This window comes from Streptomyces sp. NPDC086519 (genome assembly GCF_040686075.1).
GTDB classification, from domain to species: domain Bacteria; phylum Actinomycetota; class Actinomycetes; order Streptomycetales; family Streptomycetaceae; genus Streptomyces; species Streptomyces shenzhenensis.
Map to the genome: position 1 here is coordinate 25976 of NZ_JBFBJL010000060.1, position 23193 is coordinate 49168.

A 23193-nucleotide genomic window follows, 5' to 3' on the forward strand; every position below is an offset into this window, starting at 1 on the left:
CTCCACCCCAGGTCAGTCAGCTCTACGCAAGGAACACAGCCATGTCCTCAGACCCGTACGCGGTCCTGCGCGCCCTGCTGCGCGCGGAGGCCCTCCGCAGCACGCCGAAGCCGGAGGAGACGAAGACGGCAGAGCCGCCGCGGCCACGGCCGCAGGAGCAGAAACGCGGTTGACCGTGCCGAGGTGAGCCGGGCGGCCCGTGCAGGACTCCGCTCCGGCTCACCTGCGCCTGCGGGCCGTACCGAACAGCGACCGCGTGATCTCCCGGCCGAGCTGGGTGCCCACCGACCGGGCGAGGGACTTGAACATCCCGCTGCTGACCACCTGTTCGACGAGAGAGGGCTCTTCCTTCCGGTCGGCGGCGGCCTCGGCGTCGGCCTTCGGCTCGGCCGGCGCTTGCCGCAGCTTCTCGTACGCCGACTCCCGGTCCACAGCCTGTGCATAACGCCCGTGGAGCGCGGACCCGCGCACCGCCGTGTCCACCTCCGCCGCGGGCACCGGCCCCATCAGGGACTCGGGGGCCCGCAGCCGGGTCGCCGCGACCGGTGTCGGGGCGCCGGTCTCGCTGAGCACGGTGACCACGGCCTCGCCGGTGCCGAGCCCGGTGAGCAGCTCTTCGAGGTCGTACGACGACTTCGGGAAGGTCCGCACGGTGGCCCGCAGCGCCTTCTGGTCCTCAGGGGTGAAGGCCCTGAGCGCGTGCTGGACGCGGTTGCCGAGCTGGCCGAGGACGTCGGACGGTACGTCCTTCGGGGTCTGTGTGACGAAGAAGACGCCGACCCCTTTCGAGCGAATGAGGCGCACGGTCTGGGTGATCGACTCCAGGAACGCCTTCGAGGCGTCGTTGAACAGCAGGTGTGCCTCGTCGAAGAAGAAGACCAGCTCGGGCCGGTCGGCGTCGCCGATCTCGGGGAGATCGTGGAAGAGGTCGGCGAGCAGCCACATCAGGAAGGTCGAGAAGAGGAGGGGGCGGTCCTGGACGGCGGTCAGTTCGAGGACCGAGACGATGCCCCGGCCGTCCGGCGCCGTACGCAGCAGGTCGGCCGTGTCGAACTCCGGCTCCCCGAAGAAGTCCGCCATGCCCTGCGCCTCGAAGGCGGTGAGCGAGCGCAGGATCACCCCGGCCGTGGCCGTCGACAGCCCTCCGATGTTCTTCAGTTCCGCCTTGCCCTCGTCGGAGGTGAGGAAGGCGACCACCGCCCGGAGGTCCTTGAGGTCGATCAGCTCCAGGCCCTTCGTGTCGGCGTAGTGGAAGACCAGGCCGAGGGACTGCTCCTGGGTCTGGTTGAGCTGAAGCACCTTCGACAGCAGCAGCGGGCCGAAACTGGTGATCGTCGCGCGGACGGGGATGCCGTGGCCGACGCCGCCCAGCGCGAGGAACTCGGCGGGGAAGCCGGTCGCGGTCCACTGCCGGCCGACCTCGCGCGCCCGGCCCTCGACCCTGTCGTTCGGCTGCCCGGGCCTCGCGACACCGGACAGGTCGCCCTTGACGTCCGCCAGGAACACCGGGACGCCGTGCGCCGAGAGCTGCTCGGCGATCAGCTGGAGCGTCTTGGTCTTGCCGGTGCCGGTGGCGCCGGCGACCAGGCCGTGCCGGTTGAGCATGGGGAGGGGGATGCGAACGGGGACGTCGGGACGGCACCGCCCGTCCCAGAGCAGGGCACCGAGCTCCAACGCCTGACCGGCGAAGGCATACCCGGCGGCGATCCCGGCGACCGCGGGATCCTCTGCGACGGCAGGATTCCCGGCGACGGCAGGATTCTCGGTGAACGTGGGAATCTCGGTGCCCACGGGGCCCTCGACGCCCACCGGGCCCTCGACGCCCACCGGGCCCTCGGTGGCCACCGGGCCCTCGGCGGCCGCGGCGCCCTCGGCGGCCGCAGCATCCTTGGCCGGGGTCGGGGCACCGGCCTCCTCGGCCTCACCGGCATTCATCATCGGACCTCCTGTTACCTTTTAGCCCGTTTGATGACCTTTACGGCGTCTTTTCCAGCGTCGCACTCGGTCGCCATGGCTGCGCCCGGAACGTCTGGACCGGTAGGCTTTCCGTGTGATCTTCAAGCGCATCGGAAACGGCCGGCCGTACCCCGACCACGGCCGGGAAAGCACCCGGCAGTGGGCGGACGTCGCACCGCGCCCGGTCCGCCTCGATCAGCTCGTGACGACCAAGGGGCAGCTCGACCTGGAGACCCTCCTCGCCGAGGACTCGACGTTCTACGGCGACCTCTTCGCGCACGTCGTGAAGTGGCAGGGCGACCTGTACCTGGAGGACGGGCTGCACCGGGCGGTCCGCGCCGCCCTCCAGCAGCGTCAGGTGCTGCACGCGCGCGTGCTCGAACTCGACTGACACCCGTCGGCCGCCCGGCATTTGGCGCCGGTTGACCCTTTCGGGTCACAGCGGACACCGTCGGATGATCATCTATTAGTCAACGCACCCGTGGCGCACTACGCTGCGCTCATGAGCATGCTGACTCCCCCCGGCATGGGCGGCCAGTACCGGATCACAGGGGACAAATACCCACGCATGCGCCCGCGCCGGCGGCGTGCCCGGCTCGTCCTCTCCGTGGTCGCCTCCGTCACCGCGCTCGGCCTGGTCGGCTGGGGCACCCTGCAGCTCATCGACGTCTTCACCGGCGGTGGCGGAACGGCCTCGGCGGCCGGTTCGTCGGACGAGTGCGTCAAGCGGGCCACCGCCAGCGCGAGTCCCGCGGCCGGGACGTCGAGCGGGGCGTCGGCCACGGTGCTGCCGAAGCCGGCCCAGATCACGGTGAACGTCTACAACGCCACGACCCGCACGGGCCTGGCCAAGGACACCGCGGACGAACTGAAGAAGCGCGGCTTCAAGATCGGCGACGTCGGCAACGCGCCGGCGAAGTTCGACCAGAAGGTCAAGGGCACGGCGATACTGGTCGGCCCGGCCTCGGCCCTGAAGACCTCGCTCCCGGTGCTGGCCACCCAGGTGACGGCCGCCGACCAGCGCACGGAGGCCGGCCGCAAGGGCACCGCCGTGGACCTGATCCTGGGCAACGCCTTCAAGACCCTGACCCCCCAGGCGACGGCCGCGAAGGCCATCACGGCCCTGTCCGCCCCCAGGCCGACGGCGTCGACGACGAAGAAGAGCTGCTGAGGGCCGGGCACCGCCGGGCACCACCGCCGTGGCCGGTCACCGTGGCCGGTCACCGTTCCCGCGGAACGCCCTGAAGAGGCGCGGGGCGGTGTTGGATCTGCGGCCGCCGCCGCGGGGCGCGACAAGCCACGACAGCCCCCACCCGCACCCGCCGACGCACCCGCGACCGCACCGCACCGCACTGCACTGCACCGCACCGCACCGCACCGCACCCGCGGCCCTACGGCGCCCGAGCGAACGGCCCGCTACTCGGCCGCCCCGTACAGCCGGTCCCCCGCGTCCCCCAGCCCCGGCACGATGTACCCGTGCTCGTTGAGGTGGTCGTCCACGGCCGCCGTCACGACCGTGACCGGCGTTCCCGCCAGCTCCCGTTCCATCAGTTCGACGCCCTCGGGCGCGGCCAGCAGGACGACCGCCGTCACGTCGTCCGCGCCGCGCTTGATGAGCTCGCGGATCGCCGCGACCAGCGTGCCGCCCGTGGCCAGCATCGGGTCCAGGACGTACACCTGGCGCCCGGAGAGGTCCTCCGGCATCCGCGAGGCGTACGTCGACGCCTGCAGCGTCTCCTCGTTGCGGATCATGCCCAGGAAGCCGACCTCGGCGGTCGGCAGCAGCCGGACCATGCCGTCCAGCATGCCGAGCCCGGCCCGCAGGATCGGCACCACCAGCGGGCGCGGCCGGGCGAGCTTGACGCCGGTCGTGGCGGCCACCGGGGTCTGGATGTCGACGGCCTCGGTCCGCACGTCCCGCGTCGCCTCGTAGGCGAGCAGGGTGACCAGTTCGTCGGCGAGCCGCCGGAACGTCGCGGAGTCGGTGCGCTGGTCGCGCAGCGTGGTGAGCTTGTGGGCGACCAGGGGGTGGTCGACGACGTGGAGACGCATGTCCACAACAGTAACCGCGCCCCAGCCCGCCTCGTGCAGGCCTGCGCAGGCCCGCGCAGGCATCAAACCGCCGTCCGGGGGAAAGTGGAGGTGTCGGACTGGGGTGGTGTGACGTGCCTGAACTGCCAGGGCCGCCTGAGCGGCCCGACCGCGCCTACGGCGCGCCCGAGGGCGAGACGGAGTCCGAGCGGCGGCGCCGCCGGGCCCGGTTCCTGCGCGAGCTCGCCGAGGCGCGGGCGCTGCGCGAACGGGTCCAGCCCCGCCGCACCAAGGTGGCCCGGCTGCGGCACGCGCTGCGCATGCGGACCTTCCGCTGGTAGGACCGGGCAGGACCGCCAGGAGACGGCAAGGGTCCACCGGCCCCGCCAGGCGTCGGCAGGGGTCGCCAGGAGTCGGCAGGGGAGCGCCGACCGGACGCGGCGACACTCGGCGACACTCGGCAACAGTCGTAAAGCCGATCCTTCGCTAAAGATCCACTGCTTGTGGCGCGTTGCGGTCCGTCACGGGGAAGGCCGTGCGTGGGCCGCGGGAAAACCCGCGTACGATCCGCAGGTGGCGGCAACGAGTGCGCTGGTGACTGCGTTGACGGACGCGCGGACGCCTCTTTGCATACGTGCGATCAAAACTGCCAGACACAGGGAGCCGAAGACGTCCCCTGAACGCCTTGTTTCTGCCACGATTCCGAGTGGGCGGGGCTCGGAGCACAGCTCTCCCCGCCCAGAACCTCCGCCGGGGGGACCCCCAACCGGCACGCCTATGACCAGTGGGAGAGTCACGGTGTACTTCGCCGCACTGCTCGCGCGCACCGAAGACGGGTGGGAAGCGAGCGACACAGAACTCGACGACGTGGAGACCCTGTCGGACCTGGCCGACCTGGCCCGGGAATCGGCCTCGGAGGCCGACGACACGGTGCTCGTCTTCATCGAGCAGGAAGACGCGTGGTTCGGCGTCGTCCGCGTCGACGGAGAGGAGGACCCCCGGGTCTTCGTCTCCAACGCAGCCGCCGCCGCCCGCAGCTCGTACGGTGAGCTCCTGCTCACCGACGAACTGCTCGGAAGGGAGCCCAAGGACGACGCCGACGACCTGGACGCCCTCGACCTCGACGGCACCGAGGACGGTGAGCCCGATGCCGAGGTGGACGACGACGCGGACGGTTCCGCCGTGCCGGCCGGCCCGGTCGGGGACGCCGCGATCCTGGACGACCTGGGCGTGAGCGCGAAGGAGCTGCTGTCCCTGGACGAGGACGCGCTCGGCGAGATCGCCGACGCCCTGGGCGCCTCCGACGTCCTGGAGACCGTCCGCTGACCTTCCACGAGGCATCCGGGTCCCCCGACCCGGTACGCGACCGCTGGCGGGCCGCGATGCGGCTCGCCCTGGACGAGGCCGGCCAGGCCGTCCGGGGCGGGGACGTCCCCGTCGGCGCCGTCGTGCTGTCCCCGGACGGTACGACGGTCCTCGCGGCCGGGCACAACGAACGCGAGGCAACCGGCGACCCCACCGCGCACGCCGAGGTCCTCGCACTGCGCCGGGCCGCCGCCGCGCTGGGGCAGTGGCGGCTCACCGGCTGCACGCTGGTCGTCACGCTGGAGCCCTGCACGATGTGCGCCGGCGCCCTGGTCCAGTCCCGGGTGGACCGGGTGGTCTACGGCGCCCGCGACGAGAAGGCCGGAGCCGCCGGGTCCCTCTGGGACGTCGTCCGCGACCGGCGCCTGAACCACCGCCCCGAGGTCGTCGAGGGCGTCCTGGCGGCCGAATCCGCCCGTCTCCTCACGGACTTCTTCCGCACCCGCTGACGCGCCCTCCGCGGCCCCGAATACCGATTTCGGAGCGCGGCCTCCCGTGCTGTAAGGTCTCTCTCGGTAGCGTGTCCGAGCGGCCGAAGGAGCTCGCCTCGAAAGCGAGTGTGGCGCAAGTCACCGAGGGTTCAAATCCCTCCGCTACCGCTGTCGCACGAAGGGCGGCTCCGCATCGGAGCCGCCCTTCGTGCGGTCAGGGCCGGGAGGCCAGGGGCTCGGCGCGCTTGCCCGCGTAGTTCCAGACGAGGGCCCCGAAGACCGGGGCGTGCAGCAGGAACAGCAGCCAGAGCCACTTCGGGACGTACCTGACCCGCTCCGCCGGTGTGCGGACGCAGTCGAGCACCGCCGCCACGACGAGCACGATCAGCAGGGTGACAAGGCCGAAGGCCATCGCTGTCATCAGCATCCGCGTTCTCCCTCTCGACTCCGGCTGACCCGGGTTCGCGTTCATTGCCTCGGCCCTTCATCGGACCGGACCCCGCGAGCGGTTCACGCTCCGGCGGTCCGGCAGTCCAGGGGTCCGGCGGTTCGGCGGTCCGGCGGTCCGGCGGTCCGGCGAGCGGAGTTCGGAGATTCGGAGAAAAAAACCCGGCATCCAACGTGCCGTTGGTCATACAAAACGATCGGAGCGTTACACTCGCGCCCGGCAACCGGGGGAACGGACAGGGGAGAGGCCAGGTGGCGGTGAACGCCAAGAAGATCGCCGTCTATGTGCTCGTGATCTTCGCGCTCTACGTGATCATCACAGACCCGCCCAAGGCGGCGGACTGGGTCCAGATAGTCTTCCAGGGCATATCGGACGCCGCGAAGTCCGTCGGCAACTTCTTCACCTGGCTGGCGGACGGGGCGAAGTAGACGCACTGGGAGTGCCTCATGATCCGCCACCTGGTCCTCTTCAAACTCAACGAAGGCGTCGAGCGCGACGATCCGCGGGTCGTCGCGGGTGCCGCGGCCTTCTTCGCCCTCGGCGACCGGATCGAGGAGCTGCGCTTCTGGGAGTGCGGCTGGAACGTCAGCGACCGCCCCATCGCGCACGACTTCGCGATCAACTCGGCGGTGGACGACCTGGACGCGCTCAAGCGGTACGTGGAGCACCCGGACCACCAGGCGGCCGCCGCGAGGTGGCGGGAGTTCGCCACCTGGGTGATCGCGGACTACGAGTTCTGAGCCGTACGGCCGCCTCCCGAACCTGAGCCCCTCGCCTGCCACGGCGGGGGGTTTTGCTGTGCCTCATACCTCAACTTGCCCGTATTAATACCCAACACGACGTTATCAGGTGCTTGCACACAGTGCACATGTCTTGTGATGCTATGACCGCTTTTGACGGATGATTGACCGATGAAGAGGTGGCGTTGACCGTGTCGGCCAGTTCTGCGCCGCCCCAGGAAGAGGCGCCCGCCTCCACTCAGACTCCCGCCCAAGCCGCCGCCCCCGCGCCGGAGAAGCGGCGGGGTGCCGACACCCGGGCGCTGACCCAGGTGCTCTTCGGCCAGCTCAAGGAGCTCAAGCCGGGCACGCCGGAGCACAACCGCGTGCGCGCGGCGCTCATCGAGGCGAACCTCCCGCTCGTACGCTACGCGGCCGCCCGCTTCCGCTCCCGCAACGAGCCCATGGAGGACGTCGTCCAGGTCGGCACCATCGGCCTCATCAACGCCATCGACCGCTTCGACCCGGACCGGGGCGTGCAGTTCCCGACCTTCGCCATGCCGACCGTCGTCGGCGAGATCAAGCGCTACTTCCGGGACAACGTCCGCACCGTGCACGTACCGCGCCGCCTGCACGAGCTGTGGGTCCAGGTCAACAGCGCGACCGAGGACCTGACCACCGCCTTCGGCCGCTCCCCCTCCACCGCCGAGATCGCCGAGCGGCTGCGGATCAGCGAGGAGGAGGTGCTCTCCTGCATCGAGGCCGGCCGGTCGTACCACGCGACCTCCCTGGAGGCCGCCCAGGAGGGCGACGGGCTGCCGGGCCTCCTCGACCGCATCGGCTACGAGGACCCGGCCCTGGACGGCGTGGAACACCGCGACCTGGTCCGCCACCTGCTCGTCCAACTCCCCGAGCGGGAGCAGCGGATCCTTCTGCTGCGCTACTACAGCAACCTCACCCAGTCCCAGATCAGCGCGGAGCTCGGCGTCTCCCAGATGCACGTCTCCCGCCTCCTCGCCCGCAGCTTCCAGCGCCTGCGCTCGGCGAACCGCATCGAGGCGTAGGGCCTGTCCGGCAGGCTCGTTACCGGTCCGAGACCCGCTCCGGGCGACTTGGTACGACCGTAACCGCAAACGGGATCGAGCCATCACCGGTGAGAGCGAATCGCTCACCAGCGCACTTTCCGACAGTTGGGGGACGAAAAAGCGTCAGACCCCCTTCATCCAGGGCGGATTCACGTTTCACATGTCGACATGTCACTACAGCGTGTTGCCGACATGTGACATTCTTCCGGAAGCGCGTTTGCCGGGCCTCCGGCTCCGGTATTCAGGTGAAGGCATCGTTCCTCGCAGGGAACGGCGCCGCGACCGTCCCGCGACCCAAAGGGGGTGGCATGTCCGCAGACCAGGGCAGCTCGAAGGTGCTCACGCCCACGAAGAGCGAGGCAGCGCCCAAGGAGCTCGACGCCATCGACGTGCTCGACAGCATCGATGGCGCGATCGACGGCGCCCCGGCGCTGGAGGCCCCTCCGACCCCGGAACTCCCGGTGGCCCCGGAGAGCATCGACACCCGCACCCTGTCCCGCTCCCTGTTCCTGCGCCTTGCCGCACTCGAAGAGGACAGCCCCGAGCGTGCCTATGTCCGGGACACCCTGATCGAGCTCAACCTCCCCCTCGTGCGCTACGCGGCGGCCCGCTTCCGCAGCCGCAACGAGCCGATGGAGGACATCGTCCAGGTCGGCACCATCGGCCTGATCAAGGCGATCGACCGCTTCGACTGCGAACGGGGCGTGGAGTTCCCGACGTTCGCGATGCCGACGGTCGTGGGTGAGATCAAGCGCTTCTTCCGCGACACCTCGTGGTCGGTGCGCGTGCCGCGCCGCCTGCAGGAGCTGCGCCTGGCCCTCACCAAGGCCAGCGACGACCTCTCCCAGAAGCTGGACCGCTCCCCGACGGTGACGGAGCTCGCGGCCGTCCTGGGCGTCTCCGAGGAGGACGTGGTCGACGGCCTCGCCGTCGGCAACGCGTACACCGCCTCCTCCCTCGACTCCCCGGCCCCCGAGGACGACGGCGGCGAGGGTTCCCTGGCCGACCGCCTCGGCTACGAGGACACCGCCCTGGAGGGCGTCGAGTACCGCGAGTCGCTCAAGCCGCTCCTCGCCAAGCTCCCGCCGCGCGAGCGCCGGATCATCATGCTCCGCTTCTTCGCGAACATGACCCAGTCCCAGATCGGCGAGGAGGTCGGCATCTCCCAGATGCACGTCTCCCGCCTGCTGACCCGCACCCTGGCCCAGCTCCGCGAGGGCCTGATCTCGGACTGAAGTCGCGCTCGCCGCTTCCTTCCTGACGGTGCGTCAGCCACACTGGCGCGATGCTTCTCCGTTGGACTGCGAGGACTGCGAGCACTCCGAGGACACCGGGGGCACTGGGGACACCGAGGCCCCCGGGTGGCCGCCGAGGCGCCGTCATGGCAGCTTCGGCGGCCGCCGTCTGCCTGGCCTCGGCACTCACGGCATGCGGTGGGGCCGGTGACGGCGGCTTCACGGCGGTGGGGGCGGCGGGCGGCCCGGCACGGACGCCGGCGGCGCGGCCGACGGGATCGGTGACGCTGGTCCCGCTGGACGGGGCGAAGCGGACCCGAGGCCGGCCGACGACGACCGCGGCCTCCGGGCCGGCCGGACCGAGCGGCACGGCCGGCTCCGCTTCCGGCCCGGCGGCCTCGTCCCGATCGGCCGCGCCCTCCGCGCCCCACCGCAACGGCACCCCGCCACCGGCCTCCGGCCCGGCGGTGCCCAACTCACCCCAGCCCGGCGCCTCTTCGGCATCGCCCGCACCCGCCGCGCTCACCTGGAGCACCCCCACCCGCGAGGCCACGGACCAGCGGTGGTGCGAGAAGGCGACCGTCACCTTCGTCAACTCCGGTGGTACGGCGGTCCGTTCCGGCACGGTCACGCTCGGCACGCACATCATCGACCTCCTCGGCATCGACTGGTCGACGATCAAGTCGACCGAGCCCCTGCCGACGCCGATCGCGCCCCACTCCCGTACGAGCAGGACGTGGACCGTCTGCGTGGACGACTGGCGCGTCCCCCTGGGCATGCACATCGAGACCCGGGTGGCGGCCGTCGACTGGAGCTGAGCACGACGAAAGCCCGGGGCACGTGACCCCGGGTCTTCTTCGTCGCACCGCCGGCGCGGCCGGTCGCACCGCCGGCGCGGCCGCCGCGCTACATGAGCGCGAGCCAGGCCACCGCCGCCACCACGACCACCACGGCGACGACGCCGAGGATCAGGCCGAGGCGGGGGCCGGAGGATGAGGAGTACGTGGTCGCCGTCTGCTGGGAAGTCTGCGGGGCCTCGTCGACGAACGCGCGGAACATCTGGGTGCTGCCGGCGGGGTCGTAGTTGCCCTGGGGGCCCTGGGTGTTAGCCATGGCCCGAGACACTAGCGAATCCGCGTGTGTGGCCCAAGTGGGGGGCCTCCTGTAGGTGCGACCGACCCCACCTGCACGTTTACGATCGCAATACTTACCTTTGCCAAGTTTTTGTGCCCACTCTCGCCGGTTTATTTGCCTGCGGCAACCAAGCACTTCTATGGTTGCCCCGAGCAACAAATACAGTCGTGAGGAGGTGTGAGTGATGGCGGAGCAGGCGCAGTTCGAGGAGCTGGCGCGTCAGCTCAGCGCCGTCGGAGCCGTGAAGCGGGACCTGGGGCGCATTCTGCCGCCCGAGTGCCCCACCGGCTCGGCGGCGGTGCTGACGCTGCTCGGCCGCCACGGCTCCATGCGCATGAGCAAGCTCGCGGAGCTGCTCGCCGTGGACATGTCGGTGACCAGCCGGCACGTGGCGCACGTCGCCGAACGCGGCTGGATCGAGCGCTCCCCCGACCCGGCGGACAAGCGGTCCCGCATCCTGCGCCTCACCCCAGCGGGCGAGGCGACCCTCGCGGAACTGTCCCGGCGCAGCACCGAACTGCTCGCCGAGCGGCTGGGCGACTGGAGCGACGCGGAGGTCGACCAGCTGATCAGGCTGATGACCCGGCTCCGCGCCAGCTTCGGGGACTGCCGGGCCACGGCCCCGCACCCCCGGCCCGCCCCCGGCACCGCCCCGGCCCCGGACACCGCGAAGCCCCCGGCCAAGGCCATGGCCGCGGTCGCCCCCGCCGCCCGCGCCCCCACGCCCGTAGACGACGTACTCGAACCGACCAGCACCCGTACACCCGCATAAGACGCAGAAAAGGAAGCCCATGGCAACGACCACACCAGCCGGTGTGCGGGCTCACGCCAAGCACGGGGGAGGCAGCTCCGTCGAGCAGGCCCCGATGTCCCACCGGCAGATCATGGAGGCCATCTCCGGCCTGCTGCTCGGCATGTTCGTGGCGATCCTGTCCTCCACGATCGTCACCAACGCCCTGCCGCACATCATCACCGACCTGGGCGGCGGCCAGTCCGCCTACACCTGGGTCGTCACCGCCTCCCTGCTGGCCATGACCGCGACCACCCCGCTCTGGGGCAAGCTCGCGGACCTGTACAGCAAGAAGATCCTCGTCCAGATAGCCCTGGTCATCTACGTCCTGGGCTCCGCCGCCGCCGGTCTGTCGCAGAACGCCGGCATGCTGATCGCCTGCCGTGTCGTCCAGGGCGTCGGCGTGGGCGGTCTGTCGGCGCTCGCCCAGATCGTCATGGCCGCGATGATCTCGCCGCGGGAGCGCGGCCGTTACTCCGGCTACCTCGGCGCCACCTTCGCGGTCGCCACCGTCGGCGGCCCGCTGCTCGGCGGTGTCATCACCGACACCTCGTGGCTCGGCTGGCGCTGGTGCTTCTACGTCGGCGTCCCGTTCGCCGTCATCGCGCTGATCGTGCTGCAGAAGACCCTGCACCTGCCCGTGGTGAAGCGGGACGTCAAGGTCGACTGGGCCGGCGCGTTCTTCGTCGCCGCCGCCGTCTCGCTGCTGCTGGTCTGGGTCACCTTCGCGGGCGACAAGTACGACTGGATCTCCTGGCAGACGTACGCGATGGTCGGCGGTTCGGTCGTCCTCGGTCTGATCTTCGTCCTGGTCGAGTCGAAGGCCAAGGAACCGATCATCCCGCTGCGGCTGTTCCGCAACCGCACCATCACCCTGGCCTCGCTGGCCTCCCTGTTCGTCGGTGTCGCGATGTTCACCGGCACGGTGTTCTTCAGCCAGTACTTCCAGCTGGCCCGCGACAAGTCCCCGACGATGTCCGGTGTGATGACGATCCCGATGATCGGCGGTCTGTTCGTCTCCTCCACCGTCTCGGGCCAGTTCATCACCCGTACCGGCCGCTGGAAGGCGTGGCTGGTCAGCGGTGGTGTGCTGGTGACGGCCGGCCTGGGCCTGCTCGGGACCATCCGCTACGACACGGCGTACTGGAAGATGTCGATCTTCATGGCGCTGCTGGGTCTCGGCATCGGCATGATGATGCAGAACCTGGTGCTGTGCACGCAGAACCAGGTCGCGCCCTCCGACCTCGGCTCGGCGAGCTCCACGGTCACCTTCTTCCGGTCCCTGGGCGGTGCGGTCGGCGTCTCGGCGCTGGGCGCGGTGATGGCCCACCGGATCACGCACTACGTGACGGAGGGCGCCGCCGCCCTCTCCCCCAAGTACCAGGCCGCCCTGGCCGGTTCCAGCTCGTCCAGCGACAGCCTCCCGGACCTGGGCAAGCTGCCGGTCCCGCTGCGCACCCTCATGGAGAGCGCCTACGGCCACGGCATCGCCGACGTCTTCCTGATCGCCGGCTGCCTCGCGGCCCTCGCGTTCCTGATCAGCCTGTTCATCAAGGAGGTCCCGCTGAGGACGAAGGGCGGGCTCGCCCAGGCCGCCGAGGCGGAGAACGCGGGAAGCCCGGAGACGGTGCCCGCCGCTGCCGCCGTCGCCGCTCCGGCCGGGGAGCAGCAGGTCCCCAGCTGGGCCGCCCCGGTCCTGGACAGCACCCCGCAGGCCGCGGCCGCGCCGGAAGCCACCCGGCAGCTCGCCGCCGTGGCCACCATCGCCGCCCCCGAGCAGTCGGCGGGCTCCGCCGGCACCCCGGTGCACGGCTTCGTGCGCGGGGCCGAGAGCGCCCCGGTCGCGCAGGCCGCGGTCACCCTCATCTCGCTGTCCGGCCGCCAGCTGGGCCGCTCGGTCGCGGGCTACGACGGTTCCTACCGCCTGGACGCGCCCGGTGCGGGCTCCTACGTCCTGATCGCCGCCGCCGACGGCTACCAGCCGCAGGCCTCCACCATCGTGGTGGGCGACGAGCCGGTGCCGTACGACATCCTGCTCAGCGGTACCAGCGGGCTCAGCGGTGTGGTCCGCGGCGCCGGCAGCGCGCTCCCGGTCAAGGACGCGATGGTCATCGTCACCGACGTGCGCGGCGACCTGCTGGCCACCGCGGCCACCGGTGAGCAGGGCGACTTCCGCTTCGGCGAGCTGGTGCCGGGTGCCGTCACGGTCGCGGTGAACGCGGCCGGCTACCGGCCCCGCGCCGTGCCGGTCGAGATCGGCGGCACCGGCGTCACCCGGATCGAGATCGACCTGGACGCCGGCGCCCAGCTCCAGGGTGTCGTACGGGCCCCGCACGGCCCGCTGGCCGACGCCCGCGTGACCCTCGTGGACGCGGCGGGCAACGTGGTCGGCACGGCCACCACCGGCGTGGACGGCGCGTACGCCTTCGCCGACCTGGACGGCGGGGACTACACCGTGATCGCGACGGGCTACCCGCCGGTCGCCACGGCCCTGCACGTCACCGGTACCGGTGTCGACGGCCACGACATCGAGCTCGCCCACCCGGGCGAGTAGTTCGCACCCCGGCCCGTGGCGGGCGCGCCCACAAGGAGGCGCCCGCCGCGGGCCGGCCTCATGAGGCCCCTTTGTCGTCGTTCGAGTGTTCGCAGGGAGAAACGGGATGGGACTGACCGCGAGGATCCGCACCCGGGACGGATGGGCCGTGTCGCACGCGGTCGTCACGGTGACCGACATGACCGGTACGCAGGTGCTGCGCGCCGAGGCCGACGGCGAAGGCACGGTACGGGACCCGAATCCGCTCGCGCCGGGGGCGTACACCGTCATCATCACGGCCGTGGGCTACGCGCCCACCGCCTCCAGCGCCATCGTGACCGCGAGCGGCCGCGCCGAGGTCGGCACGGTGACGCTGGCCCGGCAGGGCGGCACCGAACTGCCCCCGCCGGGCCCGTGGACGGTGGACCCCGCGCACTCCACCGTGGGCGCGGTCGCCCAGCACCTGGGCATCTCCAGCGTCCGCGGCCGTTTCACGGACTTCTCCGCCGGCATCGAGATCGCCCCCGACGACGTCACCAAGTCCCGCGTCCAGGCGGTCATCCGTGCCGCCTCCATCGACACCGGCAACGGCATGCGCGACACCCACCTGCGCTCCGCCGACTTCCTGGACGTCGAACGCCACCCCGAGATCACCTACACCTCGACGGGCCTGACGGCGGCCGGCTCCGACCGCTGTACGGTCCACGGCGAACTCTCGCTGCACGGCGTCGTACGACCGGTCGACCTCGCCCTCGTCTACCTCGGCACCGGCGCCGACCCGTGGGGCGGCACGCGCGCCGCGTTCCGCGCGACGACGGAGCTGCACCGCGAGGACTTCGCCATGAACTACAACCAGGTCGTGCAGGCGGGCATCGCCGCGATCGGCACGACGCTGAAGGTGGAGCTGGAGATCCAGGCGGTGCAGGGGGAGTCGCTGCCGCAGGCCTAGTCACGGCCGGGGCCGGGCCGGCCCGCCCGCTCATCGCCGTACACCCCCGGGATGTGCGCGCGCGACACCGCGATGAACTCGTAGATCAGGGTCCGTGACGCCTCCCGGGCCGGAGCCAGTTCCGCACGCGAGGCGGCACCGGCCAGGCGCTCCACCGACCGGAGGGCGCGCCGCCCCAGCGCGTCGAGTTCCGCGGAGTGGGTCAGCAGCTCGGACCGGAACATCGCCTCCATGGCCGCGGCCCTCAGCCGCTGGGCCTCCCGGCGCAGTTCACGGAGCGACTCCTCCTCGACCGCGCGGCCGTCGTGCTTCGCGAACCAGTAGTCCATCTGGCCGCGCCGGTAGTTGGCCAGCGCGCCGCCGAACTCGCTGAAGGCGTCGATGCGTTCCTGGCGCAGCCGCTCACCGCGGGTGAAGTGCTCCGCCCGGGTCTCGGTACGGCGCTGGAACCGGTAGGTCAGGGCGGAGCCGAGCAGAGTCCCGAGCACGGCTATGAGGCTGGTGGCCACGGCTTGCATGAGGTCAGCGAAGCACGCCGGGCTCCCCGTCGTCCGCGTCTTGTCCCACGCCACGAGCGTGAAGGTGCGCACGGCAGTGACAGGCTGAGCGGCCCCGGCGGCCCTAGGCTGGCGCCATGGCACCGAACATCGCGACGAACACCGCCGTCTCCCTCGACGAACTGCTGGACTTCGTACGACCGCGCCACCGCGCGATCCTGCTCACCCGACGCGCCGACGGCAGCCCGCAGGGGTCGCCGCTGACCTGCGGGGTCGACGACTCCGGGCGCATCGTCGTCTCCACGTACCCGGAGCGGGCGAAGACGCGGAACGCGAAGCGGGACGAGCGGGTGAGCCTGATCGTCCTGAGCGACGACTGGAACGGGCCGTGGGTGCAGGTGGACGGACGGGCCGAGGTTCTCGACACACCGGAGTCGGTGGAACCGCTGGTGGAGTACTACCGGAACATCGCCGGGGAGCATCCGGACTGGGACGAGTACCGGGCGGCGATGGTGCGGCAGGGCAAGTCGATCATTCGGGTGACGCCGGAGAAGTGGGGGCCGGTGGCCACAGGGGGCTTTCCCGCGCGGTTGGCTTCGCCTGAGGCCTGAGGCCTGAGGACTGAGGCCTGAGGACTGAGAGCTCGGGGGCGCGGCTTGGTGCGCGGCCTCGGCCCGTGTGTGGTTGATCGCGCCCACGCGGCGGAGCCGCACCTCGGACACGGCCCCGCGCCTCTAAGCCGGTCGGCTCACCTTCGCTTCGATGCCGGCGATCAGCACGTCCAGGGCGAAAGCGAAGTCCCTGTCCAGCATGTCGGCGACGGTGTCGCCGCCCCTCGCCGCCATGAGGTCTTTCGACTCCTCGACGATGGCGGCCGTTGCCGGGGCCTCGGTCACCGCGTTCATCGCGGTGTCGAAGTACTCGTCCTGGGTCATGCCGGCCGCTGCCACGCGCTCGGCGAAGTGGCCCTCCATCGTGCCGTAGCCGTAGACGAACTGGAAGACGGCCGAGATCGCGCCGGTCACGCCGTACGCGGGCAGACCGGCGCGGCGGACCACCTGCTGGACCACCCGGGAGAAGGCGAGCGAGTGGGGGCCGATGTTGAGGTAGCGGCCGGCCAGCGGGGAGAGCCAGGGGTGGCGGACCAGCAGGGCGCGGTACTCCGTGGCCAGCGCCCGCAGTCGCTCCCGCCAGTCACCGGTGTCGGCATCGGGCAGACGCAGCTCGCCGAAGGCCGCGTCGAGGGCGAGTTCGAGCAGGTCGTCCTTGGTGTCGACGTACCAGTACAGGGACATGGCGGTCACCTTGAGCTCGGCCGCCAGCCGCCGCATGGAGAACTTGTCGAGTCCGTCGGAGTCGAGGAGCCGGACCGTGGCGGAGGTGATCCGGGCCCGGTCGAGACCGGACGGCTGACCGCCGCGACCGCCGCCCCGGGGCTTCTCCTCAAGCCACACACTGGCCCGCGCCATCGCGACACCCTCCTCCACGACCACTTCTCACGATGCTAAAGCTCCAACGCCCCGTCAGGGGCGCGGGGCTGTGTCTGACATGCGGATACACGGCGTGGGCGCGACCAGCCGCTACGAGCCCGCACCCGCCGACGGACAAGCATCCCTCCCCCTCGGGCCACATTCTCCTCCGCCCTCCCGAGAAGCCCCGCGGCCACGAACTCCCGGCCGCGAACTCCCGGCCGCGACAGCCGCGGCCCCGGCTCCCCGGCGGTTTCTCGCGGGCGTACGGCAAAGGGCGGTGGCCGAAGCCACCGCCCTCGCGCCGCTCAGGAGTCCGTCAGCTGCTGCTCGCCTTCTGTGTGAGGTCGTAGAAGGTGGACGAACCCACCGTCACCTTCTTGAAGTTCTTCTCGACCCAGGAGGTGATCTGCGAGGCCGTGCCGCTGCTGCTGCCGCCCATCATGCCGCCGCCGGTGCCGGAGGAGATGAAGTAGTGGATCTTGCCTTCCGCCACGTACTTCTCGAACTGGGCGAGCGTCGGGGACGGGTCGGTGCCGTTGAAGCCGCCGATCGCCATCACCGCGTCGCCGGTGGAGAGCTGGTAGCTCGCCGCGTTCTGGGCGCCGACGGCCGCGGCGACCCAGGTGTACTGGGAGGAGTTCTTCTGTAGCAGGGCCTTGGCTTCGGAGGAGACGGTCGCGCCGTTCAGCAGGCCGCCGACGCCACCGCCGCCGCCCATGCCGCCGGTCTCGCCCGTCAGGCCGCCGCCGGGGAAGCCGCCGGTGCCGTTCTGCGTGCTGCCGTTGCCGTTCTGCTGGTTCTGGCCGAAGCCGCCGGCCGTACCGCCGCCCATGCCGCCGCCGGGGAAGCCGCCGGTGCCGTTCTGGCCCTGCCCCTGCCCCTGGCCCTGGCCCTGCGTGGTGCCGGTGCCGCCCTGCTGGTTCTGGCCGAAGCCGCCGCCCATGCCGCCGCCGAAGCCGCCCCGGCCGCCGCCGGGACCGCCACCGCCGCCGAAGCCCATCGTGCCGGCACCCGCCGGACCGGCTGTCGGGATGGAGCCGGTGTGCGCGGAGTTCACCGTGCTGAGGGTGTAGGCCGTCGGGCCCGCCAGCGCGGCCACCAGGCCGACCGCGGCCGCCCCGAGGGCGAGCCGGCGCGGGATCCGGCCCGCGAAGATCAGGCCGAGCGCGGCGGCCAGACCGCCGATCAGGACCAGGTACTTCAGCCAGGGCAGATAGGTGGAGGTGCGGTTGAGGAGGACGTAACCCCAGACCGCGGCCGAGACCACGGCGGCGGCGAGGGTGATCGACGCCCACAGCTCGGCGCGCTTCTCCCACAGCAGACCCGCGCCCATGCCGACCACGGCGGCGATGTAGGGGGCCAGGGCGACCGTGTAGTACTGGTGGAAGATGCCCGCCATGTAGCTGAACACGATCATGGTCATCAGCAGCGAGCCGCCCCAGACCAGGAACGAGGCCCGGGTCACCGAGGTCCGCCGCAGCTTGCGGGTCGCCACCAGACCGGCGCCGAGGAGGATCAGCGCGGCCGGGATCAGCCAGGAGATCTGGCTGCCGATCTCAGAGTTGAACATCCGGTCCCAGCCGGTCTCGCCCCACTGGCCCGAGCCGGTGCCGCCGCCACCGCCGCCGACGCTGCCGGTCTCGTCGCCGCTGATGCGGCCGAGGCCGTTGTAGCCGAAGGTCAGTGACAGGAAGCTGTTGTCCTGGGAGCCGCCGATGTAGGGGCGGGAGGAGGCCGGCCACAGTTCGACGATGGCCACCCACCAGCCGCCGGAGACGACCAGCGCGCCCGTGGCCAGGGCCAGTTGCCCGATCCGCTTCTTCAGCGTGTGCGGGCCGACGGCCGCGTACACGAACGCCAGCGCCGGCAGGATCAGGAACGCCTGGAGCGTCTTGGCGAGGAAGGCGAAGCCGATCGCCACGCCCGCCCACACCAGCCACCTGGTACGCCCGTCCTCGACGGCGCGGACCACGAAGTAGCAGGCCAGCGCCATCAGCAGGGCCAGCATGGCGTCCGGGTTGTCGAACCGGAACATCAGCGCCGCGACGGGGGTGAGGGCGAGCACGGCGCCCGCGATCAGACCGGCCGCGGGGCTGAACCGGCGGCGCACGGAGGCGTAGACGACCGCGACCGTGCCGACCCCCATGAGGACCTCGGGGCCGAGGATCGTCCAGGAGTTCAGGCCGAAGATCCGGGCCGCGATCTCCATCGGCCACATGAACGCCGAAGGCTTGTCGACGGTGATCGCGTTGCCCGCGTCCAGCGAGCCGAAGAACATCGCCTTCCAGCTCTTGGTGCCGGCCTGGACGGCGGCCGAGTAGAAGGAGTTGGAGTAGCCGTTGGCGCTCAGGTTGGAGAAGTACAGCACCGCGGTGGCGACCAGCAGGCCGAGGAAGGCCGGGCGCGCCCAGCGCGGGTCCTCGGGGCGGCCGCGCCACAGTCTCCGTACGAAGGGCTGCTTCGGTTCACCCGACTCGGGGACCGGCGGGGCGTCCTGGCCGTTCCGGCCGTCCGGTGCGTACGGCATGTGCTGGGGCCGCGGGGGATCCGCGGGCGGCGCGGTCGGAGGCGGCGCGGTCGGAGGCGGACCCCACTGCGCGGGGTGGTCGGTGTTCGTACTCATCGGGTTTCCCCCGGGTCGCTGTCGTGGGGGCGCACCGGCTGCAACCGCATGGTGCTGTCCCTCCAGGTGCCGTCCGCGGCTTCACCGGCGCGGAACTGAGTGGTCGTGGTGCCGTTCTGGGCGTAGGGCTGCTGCGCCGGGCGCTGCGGGAGGGGGCCCTGCGGCTGGTACGGCTGCTGGTACGACCGGAATCCGCCGGCCGGGTAGGCCGGGGACGACGGGCTGTGCGTCGCCACCACCGTCGACTCGTGCCCCTCGGCGCCGTCACGGTCCGGGAAGACCCAGGCGCGGAAGAGCAGGAAGCGCAGCACGGTCGCCGCGAGGTTGGCGGCGATCAGCACCGCCAGCTCGGTGGAGTGCGCGGGGTGGCTGCTCGCCGCGTTCAGGGCGGCGAGGGAGCCACTGGTGAGCGCGAGACCGATACCGAAGACGACCAGGCCCTGCGCCTGGTGCCGGACCGCCCCGCCCCGGCCGCGCACTCCGAAGGTGAGGCGCCGGTTGGCGGCCGTGTTCGCCACCGCCGACACCAGCAGCGCGAGCGCGTTGGCGATCTGCGAACCGGAGAACTCCCGGAAGACGCTGTAGAGGAGAAGGTAGAAGAGGGTCGACAGGCCGCCGACCACGCAGAACCCGACGAGCTGGCGGGCCAGGCCCTTGGGCACGTCCTGGATGTCGCGGTCGCGGGGGTCGTCGCCGAACGGGCGGGTGAGCCGGTCCAGCGGCAGCGACCCGGTGGTCAGCGCCTTGCCGACCCGCCACACGCCCTTGAGGTCGTCGGTCGCCGTCTTCACGATGTGCACGGTCGAGTCGGGGTCGTCGACCCAGTCGACGGGCACCTCGTGGATACGGAGCCCGGCGCGCTCGGCGAGCACCAGCATCTCGGTGTCGAAGAACCAGCCGGTGTCCTCGACCAGGGGCAGCAGCACCTGTGCGACGTCACGGCGGATCGCCTTGAAGCCGCACTGCGCGTCGGAGAAGCGGGCCTGTAGCGAGCCGCGCAGGATCAGGTTGTACGAGCGGCTGATGAACTCCCGCTTGGCGCCGCGCACCACGCGCGACGAGCGGGCCAGCCGGGAACCGATCGCCAGGTCGGAGTGGCCGGATATGAGCGGCGCCACCAGGGGCAGCAGCGCGTTCAGGTCGGTCGACAGGTCGACGTCCATGTACGCGAGGATCGGCGCGTCCGAGGCCGACCAGACGGTCCGCAGCGCGCGGCCGCGGCCCTTCTGCTCCAGCCGGAACGACCTCACCTCGGCGATCTCCGCCTCAAGCCGCTTCGCCACCTGGGGGGTGGTGTCCGTGGAGGCGTTGTCCGCGATGGTGATGCGGTACGCGTACGGGAAGGTGCGCTTGAGGTGCTCATGCAGTCTGCGGACGCATGGGCCGAGGTCCTTCTCCTCGTTGTAGACGGGGATCACTACGTCCAGGACAGGCGTACCGGCGTTACCGGCCGGGAGGTGCTCCCGCGCCGGCAGGGTGCCGGGAGAAGAGTCGGTTCGCATGACACCGACTCTCGTCAAGCGCCCTGTTCCACCCATGTGGTGGCACTGTGCTGTGCCTGTGAGTGCGATTGCCAGTTGGTTTCGGGGGCCAGCTGGGGGGCCGCCGGGGCAAGCGCGGGCAGGTACAGGGTGAACACCGTACGGCCGGGCACGCTGTCCACGGTGACGGCACCGCCGTGCGCGGTCGCGACGGCCTGCACGATGGCGAGGCCGAGACCGGTGGACCCGGTGGACCGCGAGCGCGCGGAGTCACCGCGCGCGAACCGCTCGAAGACGTGCGGCAGCAGATCCTGCGGGATGCCCTGCCCGTTGTCCTCGACGTCGACGCACATCCACGGTCCGCGCCGCTGGATGCGGGCGGTGACCGTGGTGCCCGGCGGGGTGTGCTTGCGGGCGTTGCCGAGCAGGTTGATCAGCACCTGCTGGATCCGGGCCGCGTCGGCGGCGACCAGCGCCGGCTCGTCGGGCAGATCGAGGCGCCAGGTGTGGTCCATGCCGGCGGCCCGCGTGTCGCTGATCGTGTCGACGACGAGCGGGATGAGATCGGTGTGCTCGAACTGCAGCGGACGGCCCGCGTCCAGCCGGGCCAGCAGCAGCAGGTCTTCCACGAGCAGGGTCATCCGCCCCGCCTCGGACTCGATACGGCCGAGGGCGTGCCGGGTGTCGGGCCCGACCTGCTCCCTGCCGCGCCGGGTCAGCTCGGCGTAGCCGCGGATGGAGGCGAGCGGGGTCCGCAGCTCGTGACTCGCGTCGGCGACGAACTGCCGTACCCGCATCTCGCTCTGCTGGCGGGCGTGCAACGCGCCGTGCACGTGATTGAGCATGCGGTTGAGCGCGGAGCCGACCTGACCGACCTCGGTGTGCGGGTCGCACTCCGTCTCCGGGACCCGCTCGCTGAGGTTCACCTCGCCGGTGTGCAGCGGGAGTTCGGAGACGCGGGTGGCGGTGGCGGCGACCCGGCGGAGGGGGCGGGTGGCGACGTTGACCATCACGGTGCCGGCCAGGGCGGCGGCGATGAGGCCGGAGACGGTGAGGCTGATCTCGACGATGATCAGGGTGTTGATGGTGCTGTCGACGTCGGAGGTCGGGATACCGACGTAGTAGCCGGTGGTGCCGTTGCTCGCGTACTTGACGAGGTACGTGCCCAGGCCGGGCATCTCCACGCTGTGGACGCCCTGGTCCTGGGAGACGGAGTTGAGCACCTTGATCTGGGCGTCCGTGAGCGGCTTGGCACTCATCGAGAAGTCGTCGCTGGACTTCACGCCCCGCTCGGAGTCGGTGATGCTGCCGTTCTGGACCATGGCCGCGATGGTGCCGTCCGGCTGCGGGCCCGTCACGAATTTGGACAGGTCGGTCGTGCCGTCGTCGTTCTGCTGCTGATTCGGCCCGGTGTTGACGGTGCCCGAGGTCGTCCCGGTCCCGGTGCCGTTGCTCTTGGGCCGGTTACCGAGCGGACCACCGAAGTCGCGCGGCGCCACGCGCGCCGCGACCTCGCCCAGTTTGCCTTCCAGCTGCCCGTACAGGTGATCGCGCAGCACGAGGGTGGTGACCGTCCCGATCACCGCGCAGACCACGGCGATCAGGGTCACGGACACGACGACGAGCCGAGTCCGCAGGGTGCGCGGTTTTCCCGCTCGTCGCTTCTGCGTACGCGGCCGTCGTCGCCCGCTCATGCCGCGGCTGGCTTGATCAGATAGCCGGCGCCACGCCGGGTGTGGATCATCGGCTCCCGGCCGGCGTCGATCTTCCGGCGCAGATACGAGATGTAGAGCTCGACCACATTGGCCTGCCCGCCGAAGTCGTACGACCACACGCGGTCGAGTATCTGGGCCTTGCTGAGCACCCGCCGCGGGTTGCGCATCAGGAAGCGCAGCAGCTCGAACTCGGTGGCCGTGAGGTGGATCGACTCCCCGGCCCGCGAGACCTCGTGGCTGTCCTCGTCCAGGGTGAGGTCACCGACGACGAGCACGGAGTCGGAGCGCCGGTCGGCCGCGCCGGAGCGGCGGATCAGCCCGCGCAGCCGGGCCACGACCTCTTCGAGGCTGAAGGGCTTGGTGACGTAGTCGTCGCCACCGGCGGTGAGACCCGCGATCCGGTCCTCGACCGCGTCCTTCGCGGTCAGGAACAGCACCGGCACGTCCGGCAGCTCGCGCCGCAGGCGCCCCAGCACGGTGAGGCCGTCCATGTCGGGCAGCATCATGTCGAGGACGACGGCGTCGGGCCGGAACTCCCGGGCGGTCTGGATCGCGCCCTGCCCGTCACCGGCACTCCGGATCTGCCAGCCCTCGTATCGGAGGGCCATGGAAAGGAGTTCGGTGATCGACAACTCGTCGTCCACCACAAGCACTCGGACGGGGCTCCCGTCCGGCCTCAGCAGTTCGGTGCGCCCCTGGGGCGAGGTCGTGGTCATGGTGGACACCTTG

25 protein-coding genes and 1 tRNA gene are annotated in these 23193 nt (G+C 71.2%); 16 read left to right on the forward strand and 10 right to left on the reverse strand.

Annotation, left to right across the window (positions count from 1 at the left end; translation table 11 throughout):
- Positions 1-41 precede the first annotated feature (41 nt).
- On the forward strand, positions 42-173 hold the full coding sequence (locus tag AB0P24_RS37755) for a hypothetical protein (protein WP_365802128.1): 132 nt from the start codon (positions 42-44) through the stop codon (positions 171-173).
- 46 nt (positions 174-219) lie between these two features.
- Here the strand turns inward: AB0P24_RS37755 and AB0P24_RS37760 are convergent, their stop codons facing one another.
- Positions 220-1938, reverse strand: coding sequence for a helicase HerA-like domain-containing protein (locus AB0P24_RS37760; RefSeq protein WP_365802130.1), 1719 nt, complete (start codon positions 1936-1938; stop codon positions 220-222).
- Between the two features lie 112 nt (positions 1939-2050).
- On the opposite strand from AB0P24_RS37760, the gene AB0P24_RS37765 reads away from it, so the two are divergent.
- Together AB0P24_RS37765 and AB0P24_RS37770 are read left to right on the forward strand one after the other, a co-directional pair.
- Entirely contained in the window at positions 2051-2347 is a 297-nt protein-coding gene (locus AB0P24_RS37765) for a type II toxin-antitoxin system VapB family antitoxin (protein ID WP_003999914.1), read from the forward strand.
- A 111-nt stretch (positions 2348-2458) separates the two neighbouring features.
- On the forward strand, positions 2459-3127 hold the full coding sequence (locus tag AB0P24_RS37770) for a LytR C-terminal domain-containing protein (protein ID WP_365802132.1): 669 nt from the start codon (positions 2459-2461) through the stop codon (positions 3125-3127).
- 245 nt (positions 3128-3372) lie between these two features.
- On the opposite strand, the gene upp is transcribed toward AB0P24_RS37770, so the two are convergent.
- Positions 3373-4008: a uracil phosphoribosyltransferase gene (upp, locus tag AB0P24_RS37775; protein ID WP_217546064.1), complete on the reverse strand. Its 636-nt coding sequence runs from the start codon at positions 4006-4008 to the stop codon at positions 3373-3375.
- A 122-nt stretch (positions 4009-4130) separates the two neighbouring features.
- On the opposite strand from upp, the gene AB0P24_RS37780 reads away from it, so the two are divergent.
- From AB0P24_RS37780 to AB0P24_RS37795, 4 genes are all read left to right on the forward strand, one after another.
- Complete coding sequence (locus AB0P24_RS37780) at positions 4131-4328, forward strand: hypothetical protein (protein ID WP_365802179.1); 198 nt, start codon at positions 4131-4133, stop codon at positions 4326-4328.
- A 457-nt stretch (positions 4329-4785) separates the two neighbouring features.
- Positions 4786-5313 (forward strand): hypothetical protein, encoded by a 528-nt coding sequence (locus AB0P24_RS37785; RefSeq protein ID WP_365802181.1) that lies wholly within the window; start codon positions 4786-4788, stop codon positions 5311-5313.
- 56 nt (positions 5314-5369) lie between these two features.
- Positions 5370-5801: a tRNA adenosine(34) deaminase TadA gene (gene tadA, locus AB0P24_RS37790; RefSeq protein WP_234538915.1), complete on the forward strand. Its 432-nt coding sequence runs from the start codon at positions 5370-5372 to the stop codon at positions 5799-5801.
- A 65-nt stretch (positions 5802-5866) separates the two neighbouring features.
- A tRNA-Ser gene (locus AB0P24_RS37795) sits at positions 5867-5951 on the forward strand.
- A 46-nt stretch (positions 5952-5997) separates the two neighbouring features.
- Here the strand turns inward: AB0P24_RS37795 and AB0P24_RS37800 are convergent.
- A complete protein-coding gene (locus AB0P24_RS37800) occupies positions 5998-6210 on the reverse strand; it encodes a PLDc N-terminal domain-containing protein (RefSeq protein ID WP_365802134.1) in 213 nt (70 codons plus the stop codon).
- A 272-nt stretch (positions 6211-6482) separates the two neighbouring features.
- Here AB0P24_RS37800 and AB0P24_RS37805 point away from each other — a divergent pair, with 272 nt between their 5' ends.
- The 5 genes from AB0P24_RS37805 to AB0P24_RS37825 all read left to right on the forward strand — a co-directional run bounded on the left by AB0P24_RS37805 (position 6483) and on the right by AB0P24_RS37825 (position 10088).
- Positions 6483-6659: a hypothetical protein gene (locus AB0P24_RS37805; RefSeq protein WP_234538917.1), complete on the forward strand. Its 177-nt coding sequence runs from the start codon at positions 6483-6485 to the stop codon at positions 6657-6659.
- A gap of 18 nt (positions 6660-6677) precedes the next feature.
- Positions 6678-6971 (forward strand): Dabb family protein, encoded by a 294-nt coding sequence (locus tag AB0P24_RS37810; protein ID WP_365802136.1) that lies wholly within the window; start codon positions 6678-6680, stop codon positions 6969-6971.
- A gap of 185 nt (positions 6972-7156) precedes the next feature.
- A complete protein-coding gene (locus AB0P24_RS37815) occupies positions 7157-8014 on the forward strand; it encodes an RNA polymerase sigma factor SigF (RefSeq protein WP_181808501.1) in 858 nt (285 codons plus the stop codon).
- Positions 8015-8343: 329 nt separating this feature from the next.
- Positions 8344-9270 carry an RNA polymerase sigma factor SigF gene (locus AB0P24_RS37820; protein WP_181808500.1) on the forward strand — a complete coding sequence of 309 codons (927 nt, stop codon included), beginning with the start codon at positions 8344-8346 and terminating at the stop codon, positions 9268-9270.
- A 146-nt stretch (positions 9271-9416) separates the two neighbouring features.
- The gene (locus tag AB0P24_RS37825; RefSeq protein WP_365802139.1) at positions 9417-10088 is read left to right on the forward strand and encodes a hypothetical protein; all 672 of its coding nucleotides are present in this window, start codon (positions 9417-9419) and stop codon (positions 10086-10088) included.
- A gap of 88 nt (positions 10089-10176) precedes the next feature.
- Here the strand turns inward: AB0P24_RS37825 and AB0P24_RS37830 are convergent, their stop codons facing one another.
- Positions 10177-10383 (reverse strand): hypothetical protein, encoded by a 207-nt coding sequence (locus tag AB0P24_RS37830; RefSeq protein WP_365802141.1) that lies wholly within the window; start codon positions 10381-10383, stop codon positions 10177-10179.
- 205 nt (positions 10384-10588) lie between these two features.
- Between AB0P24_RS37830 and AB0P24_RS37835 the strand changes: the two genes are divergently transcribed.
- The 3 genes from AB0P24_RS37835 to AB0P24_RS37845 all read left to right on the forward strand — a co-directional run bounded on the left by AB0P24_RS37835 (position 10589) and on the right by AB0P24_RS37845 (position 14676).
- Positions 10589-11176 (forward strand): MarR family transcriptional regulator, encoded by a 588-nt coding sequence (locus tag AB0P24_RS37835; RefSeq protein ID WP_365802143.1) that lies wholly within the window; start codon positions 10589-10591, stop codon positions 11174-11176.
- A 19-nt stretch (positions 11177-11195) separates the two neighbouring features.
- The gene (locus AB0P24_RS37840; protein WP_365802145.1) at positions 11196-13748 is read left to right on the forward strand and encodes an MFS transporter; all 2553 of its coding nucleotides are present in this window, start codon (positions 11196-11198) and stop codon (positions 13746-13748) included.
- Positions 13749-13854: 106 nt separating this feature from the next.
- Positions 13855-14676 (forward strand): YceI family protein, encoded by an 822-nt coding sequence (locus tag AB0P24_RS37845; protein WP_365802147.1) that lies wholly within the window; start codon positions 13855-13857, stop codon positions 14674-14676.
- Here AB0P24_RS37845 and AB0P24_RS37850 read toward each other — a convergent pair.
- Positions 14673-15194 carry a hypothetical protein gene (locus tag AB0P24_RS37850; protein ID WP_365802149.1) on the reverse strand — a complete coding sequence of 174 codons (522 nt, stop codon included), beginning with the start codon at positions 15192-15194 and terminating at the stop codon, positions 14673-14675. The two genes, AB0P24_RS37845 and AB0P24_RS37850, sit on opposite strands and share 4 nt — an antisense overlap.
- Positions 15195-15310: 116 nt before the next feature.
- Between AB0P24_RS37850 and AB0P24_RS37855 the strand changes: the two genes are divergently transcribed.
- Positions 15311-15784 (forward strand): PPOX class F420-dependent oxidoreductase, encoded by a 474-nt coding sequence (locus AB0P24_RS37855; RefSeq protein WP_365802151.1) that lies wholly within the window; start codon positions 15311-15313, stop codon positions 15782-15784.
- A gap of 123 nt (positions 15785-15907) precedes the next feature.
- Here the strand turns inward: AB0P24_RS37855 and AB0P24_RS37860 are convergent, their stop codons facing one another.
- The 5 genes from AB0P24_RS37860 to AB0P24_RS37880 form a co-directional block, all read right to left on the reverse strand.
- On the reverse strand, positions 15908-16642 hold the full coding sequence (locus AB0P24_RS37860) for a TetR/AcrR family transcriptional regulator (protein ID WP_365802153.1): 735 nt from the start codon (positions 16640-16642) through the stop codon (positions 15908-15910).
- Positions 16643-16961: 319 nt separating this feature from the next.
- Positions 16962-19172 (reverse strand): glycosyltransferase family 39 protein, encoded by a 2211-nt coding sequence (locus AB0P24_RS37865; protein WP_365802183.1) that lies wholly within the window; start codon positions 19170-19172, stop codon positions 16962-16964.
- A 92-nt stretch (positions 19173-19264) separates the two neighbouring features.
- A complete protein-coding gene (locus AB0P24_RS37870; protein WP_365802155.1) occupies positions 19265-20770 on the reverse strand; it encodes a bifunctional glycosyltransferase family 2/GtrA family protein in 1506 nt (501 codons plus the stop codon).
- A gap of 14 nt (positions 20771-20784) precedes the next feature.
- Complete coding sequence (locus tag AB0P24_RS37875; protein ID WP_365802157.1) at positions 20785-22443, reverse strand: HAMP domain-containing sensor histidine kinase; 1659 nt, start codon at positions 22441-22443, stop codon at positions 20785-20787.
- Positions 22440-23180, reverse strand: a complete 741-nt coding sequence (locus tag AB0P24_RS37880) for a response regulator transcription factor (protein ID WP_365802159.1) — start codon at positions 23178-23180, stop codon at positions 22440-22442. Before AB0P24_RS37880 ends, AB0P24_RS37875 begins: the two co-directional genes overlap by 4 nt.
- Positions 23181-23193 lie beyond the last annotated feature (13 nt).

What these genes read in the sequence shown, in the direction of transcription:
- AB0P24_RS37755 (WP_365802128.1), top strand. Translation starts at nt 42, where the DNA reads ATGTCCTCAGACCCGTACGCGGTCCTGCGCGCCCTGCTGCGCGCGGAG.
- AB0P24_RS37760 (WP_365802130.1), bottom strand. Translation starts at nt 1,938, where the DNA reads ATGATGAATGCCGGTGAGGCCGAGGAGGCCGGTGCCCCGACCCCGGCC.
- AB0P24_RS37770 (WP_365802132.1), top strand. Translation starts at nt 2,459, where the DNA reads ATGAGCATGCTGACTCCCCCCGGCATGGGCGGCCAGTACCGGATCACA.
- upp (WP_217546064.1), bottom strand. Translation starts at nt 4,008, where the DNA reads ATGCGTCTCCACGTCGTCGACCACCCCCTGGTCGCCCACAAGCTCACC.
- tadA (WP_234538915.1), top strand. Translation starts at nt 5,370, where the DNA reads ATGCGGCTCGCCCTGGACGAGGCCGGCCAGGCCGTCCGGGGCGGGGAC.
- AB0P24_RS37800 (WP_365802134.1), bottom strand. Translation starts at nt 6,210, where the DNA reads ATGCTGATGACAGCGATGGCCTTCGGCCTTGTCACCCTGCTGATCGTG.
- AB0P24_RS37810 (WP_365802136.1), top strand. Translation starts at nt 6,678, where the DNA reads ATGATCCGCCACCTGGTCCTCTTCAAACTCAACGAAGGCGTCGAGCGC.
- AB0P24_RS37820 (WP_181808500.1), top strand. Translation starts at nt 8,344, where the DNA reads ATGTCCGCAGACCAGGGCAGCTCGAAGGTGCTCACGCCCACGAAGAGC.
- AB0P24_RS37825 (WP_365802139.1), top strand. Translation starts at nt 9,417, where the DNA reads ATGGCAGCTTCGGCGGCCGCCGTCTGCCTGGCCTCGGCACTCACGGCA.
- AB0P24_RS37830 (WP_365802141.1), bottom strand. Translation starts at nt 10,383, where the DNA reads ATGGCTAACACCCAGGGCCCCCAGGGCAACTACGACCCCGCCGGCAGC.
- AB0P24_RS37835 (WP_365802143.1), top strand. Translation starts at nt 10,589, where the DNA reads ATGGCGGAGCAGGCGCAGTTCGAGGAGCTGGCGCGTCAGCTCAGCGCC.
- AB0P24_RS37840 (WP_365802145.1), top strand. Translation starts at nt 11,196, where the DNA reads ATGGCAACGACCACACCAGCCGGTGTGCGGGCTCACGCCAAGCACGGG.
- AB0P24_RS37845 (WP_365802147.1), top strand. Translation starts at nt 13,855, where the DNA reads ATGGGACTGACCGCGAGGATCCGCACCCGGGACGGATGGGCCGTGTCG.
- AB0P24_RS37850 (WP_365802149.1), bottom strand. Translation starts at nt 15,194, where the DNA reads ATGCAAGCCGTGGCCACCAGCCTCATAGCCGTGCTCGGGACTCTGCTC.
- AB0P24_RS37855 (WP_365802151.1), top strand. Translation starts at nt 15,311, where the DNA reads ATGGCACCGAACATCGCGACGAACACCGCCGTCTCCCTCGACGAACTG.
- AB0P24_RS37860 (WP_365802153.1), bottom strand. Translation starts at nt 16,642, where the DNA reads ATGGCGCGGGCCAGTGTGTGGCTTGAGGAGAAGCCCCGGGGCGGCGGT.
- AB0P24_RS37865 (WP_365802183.1), bottom strand. Translation starts at nt 19,172, where the DNA reads ATGCCGTACGCACCGGACGGCCGGAACGGCCAGGACGCCCCGCCGGTC.
- AB0P24_RS37870 (WP_365802155.1), bottom strand. Translation starts at nt 20,770, where the DNA reads ATGCGAACCGACTCTTCTCCCGGCACCCTGCCGGCGCGGGAGCACCTC.
- AB0P24_RS37875 (WP_365802157.1), bottom strand. Translation starts at nt 22,443, where the DNA reads ATGAGCGGGCGACGACGGCCGCGTACGCAGAAGCGACGAGCGGGAAAA.
- AB0P24_RS37880 (WP_365802159.1), bottom strand. Translation starts at nt 23,180, where the DNA reads ATGACCACGACCTCGCCCCAGGGGCGCACCGAACTGCTGAGGCCGGAC.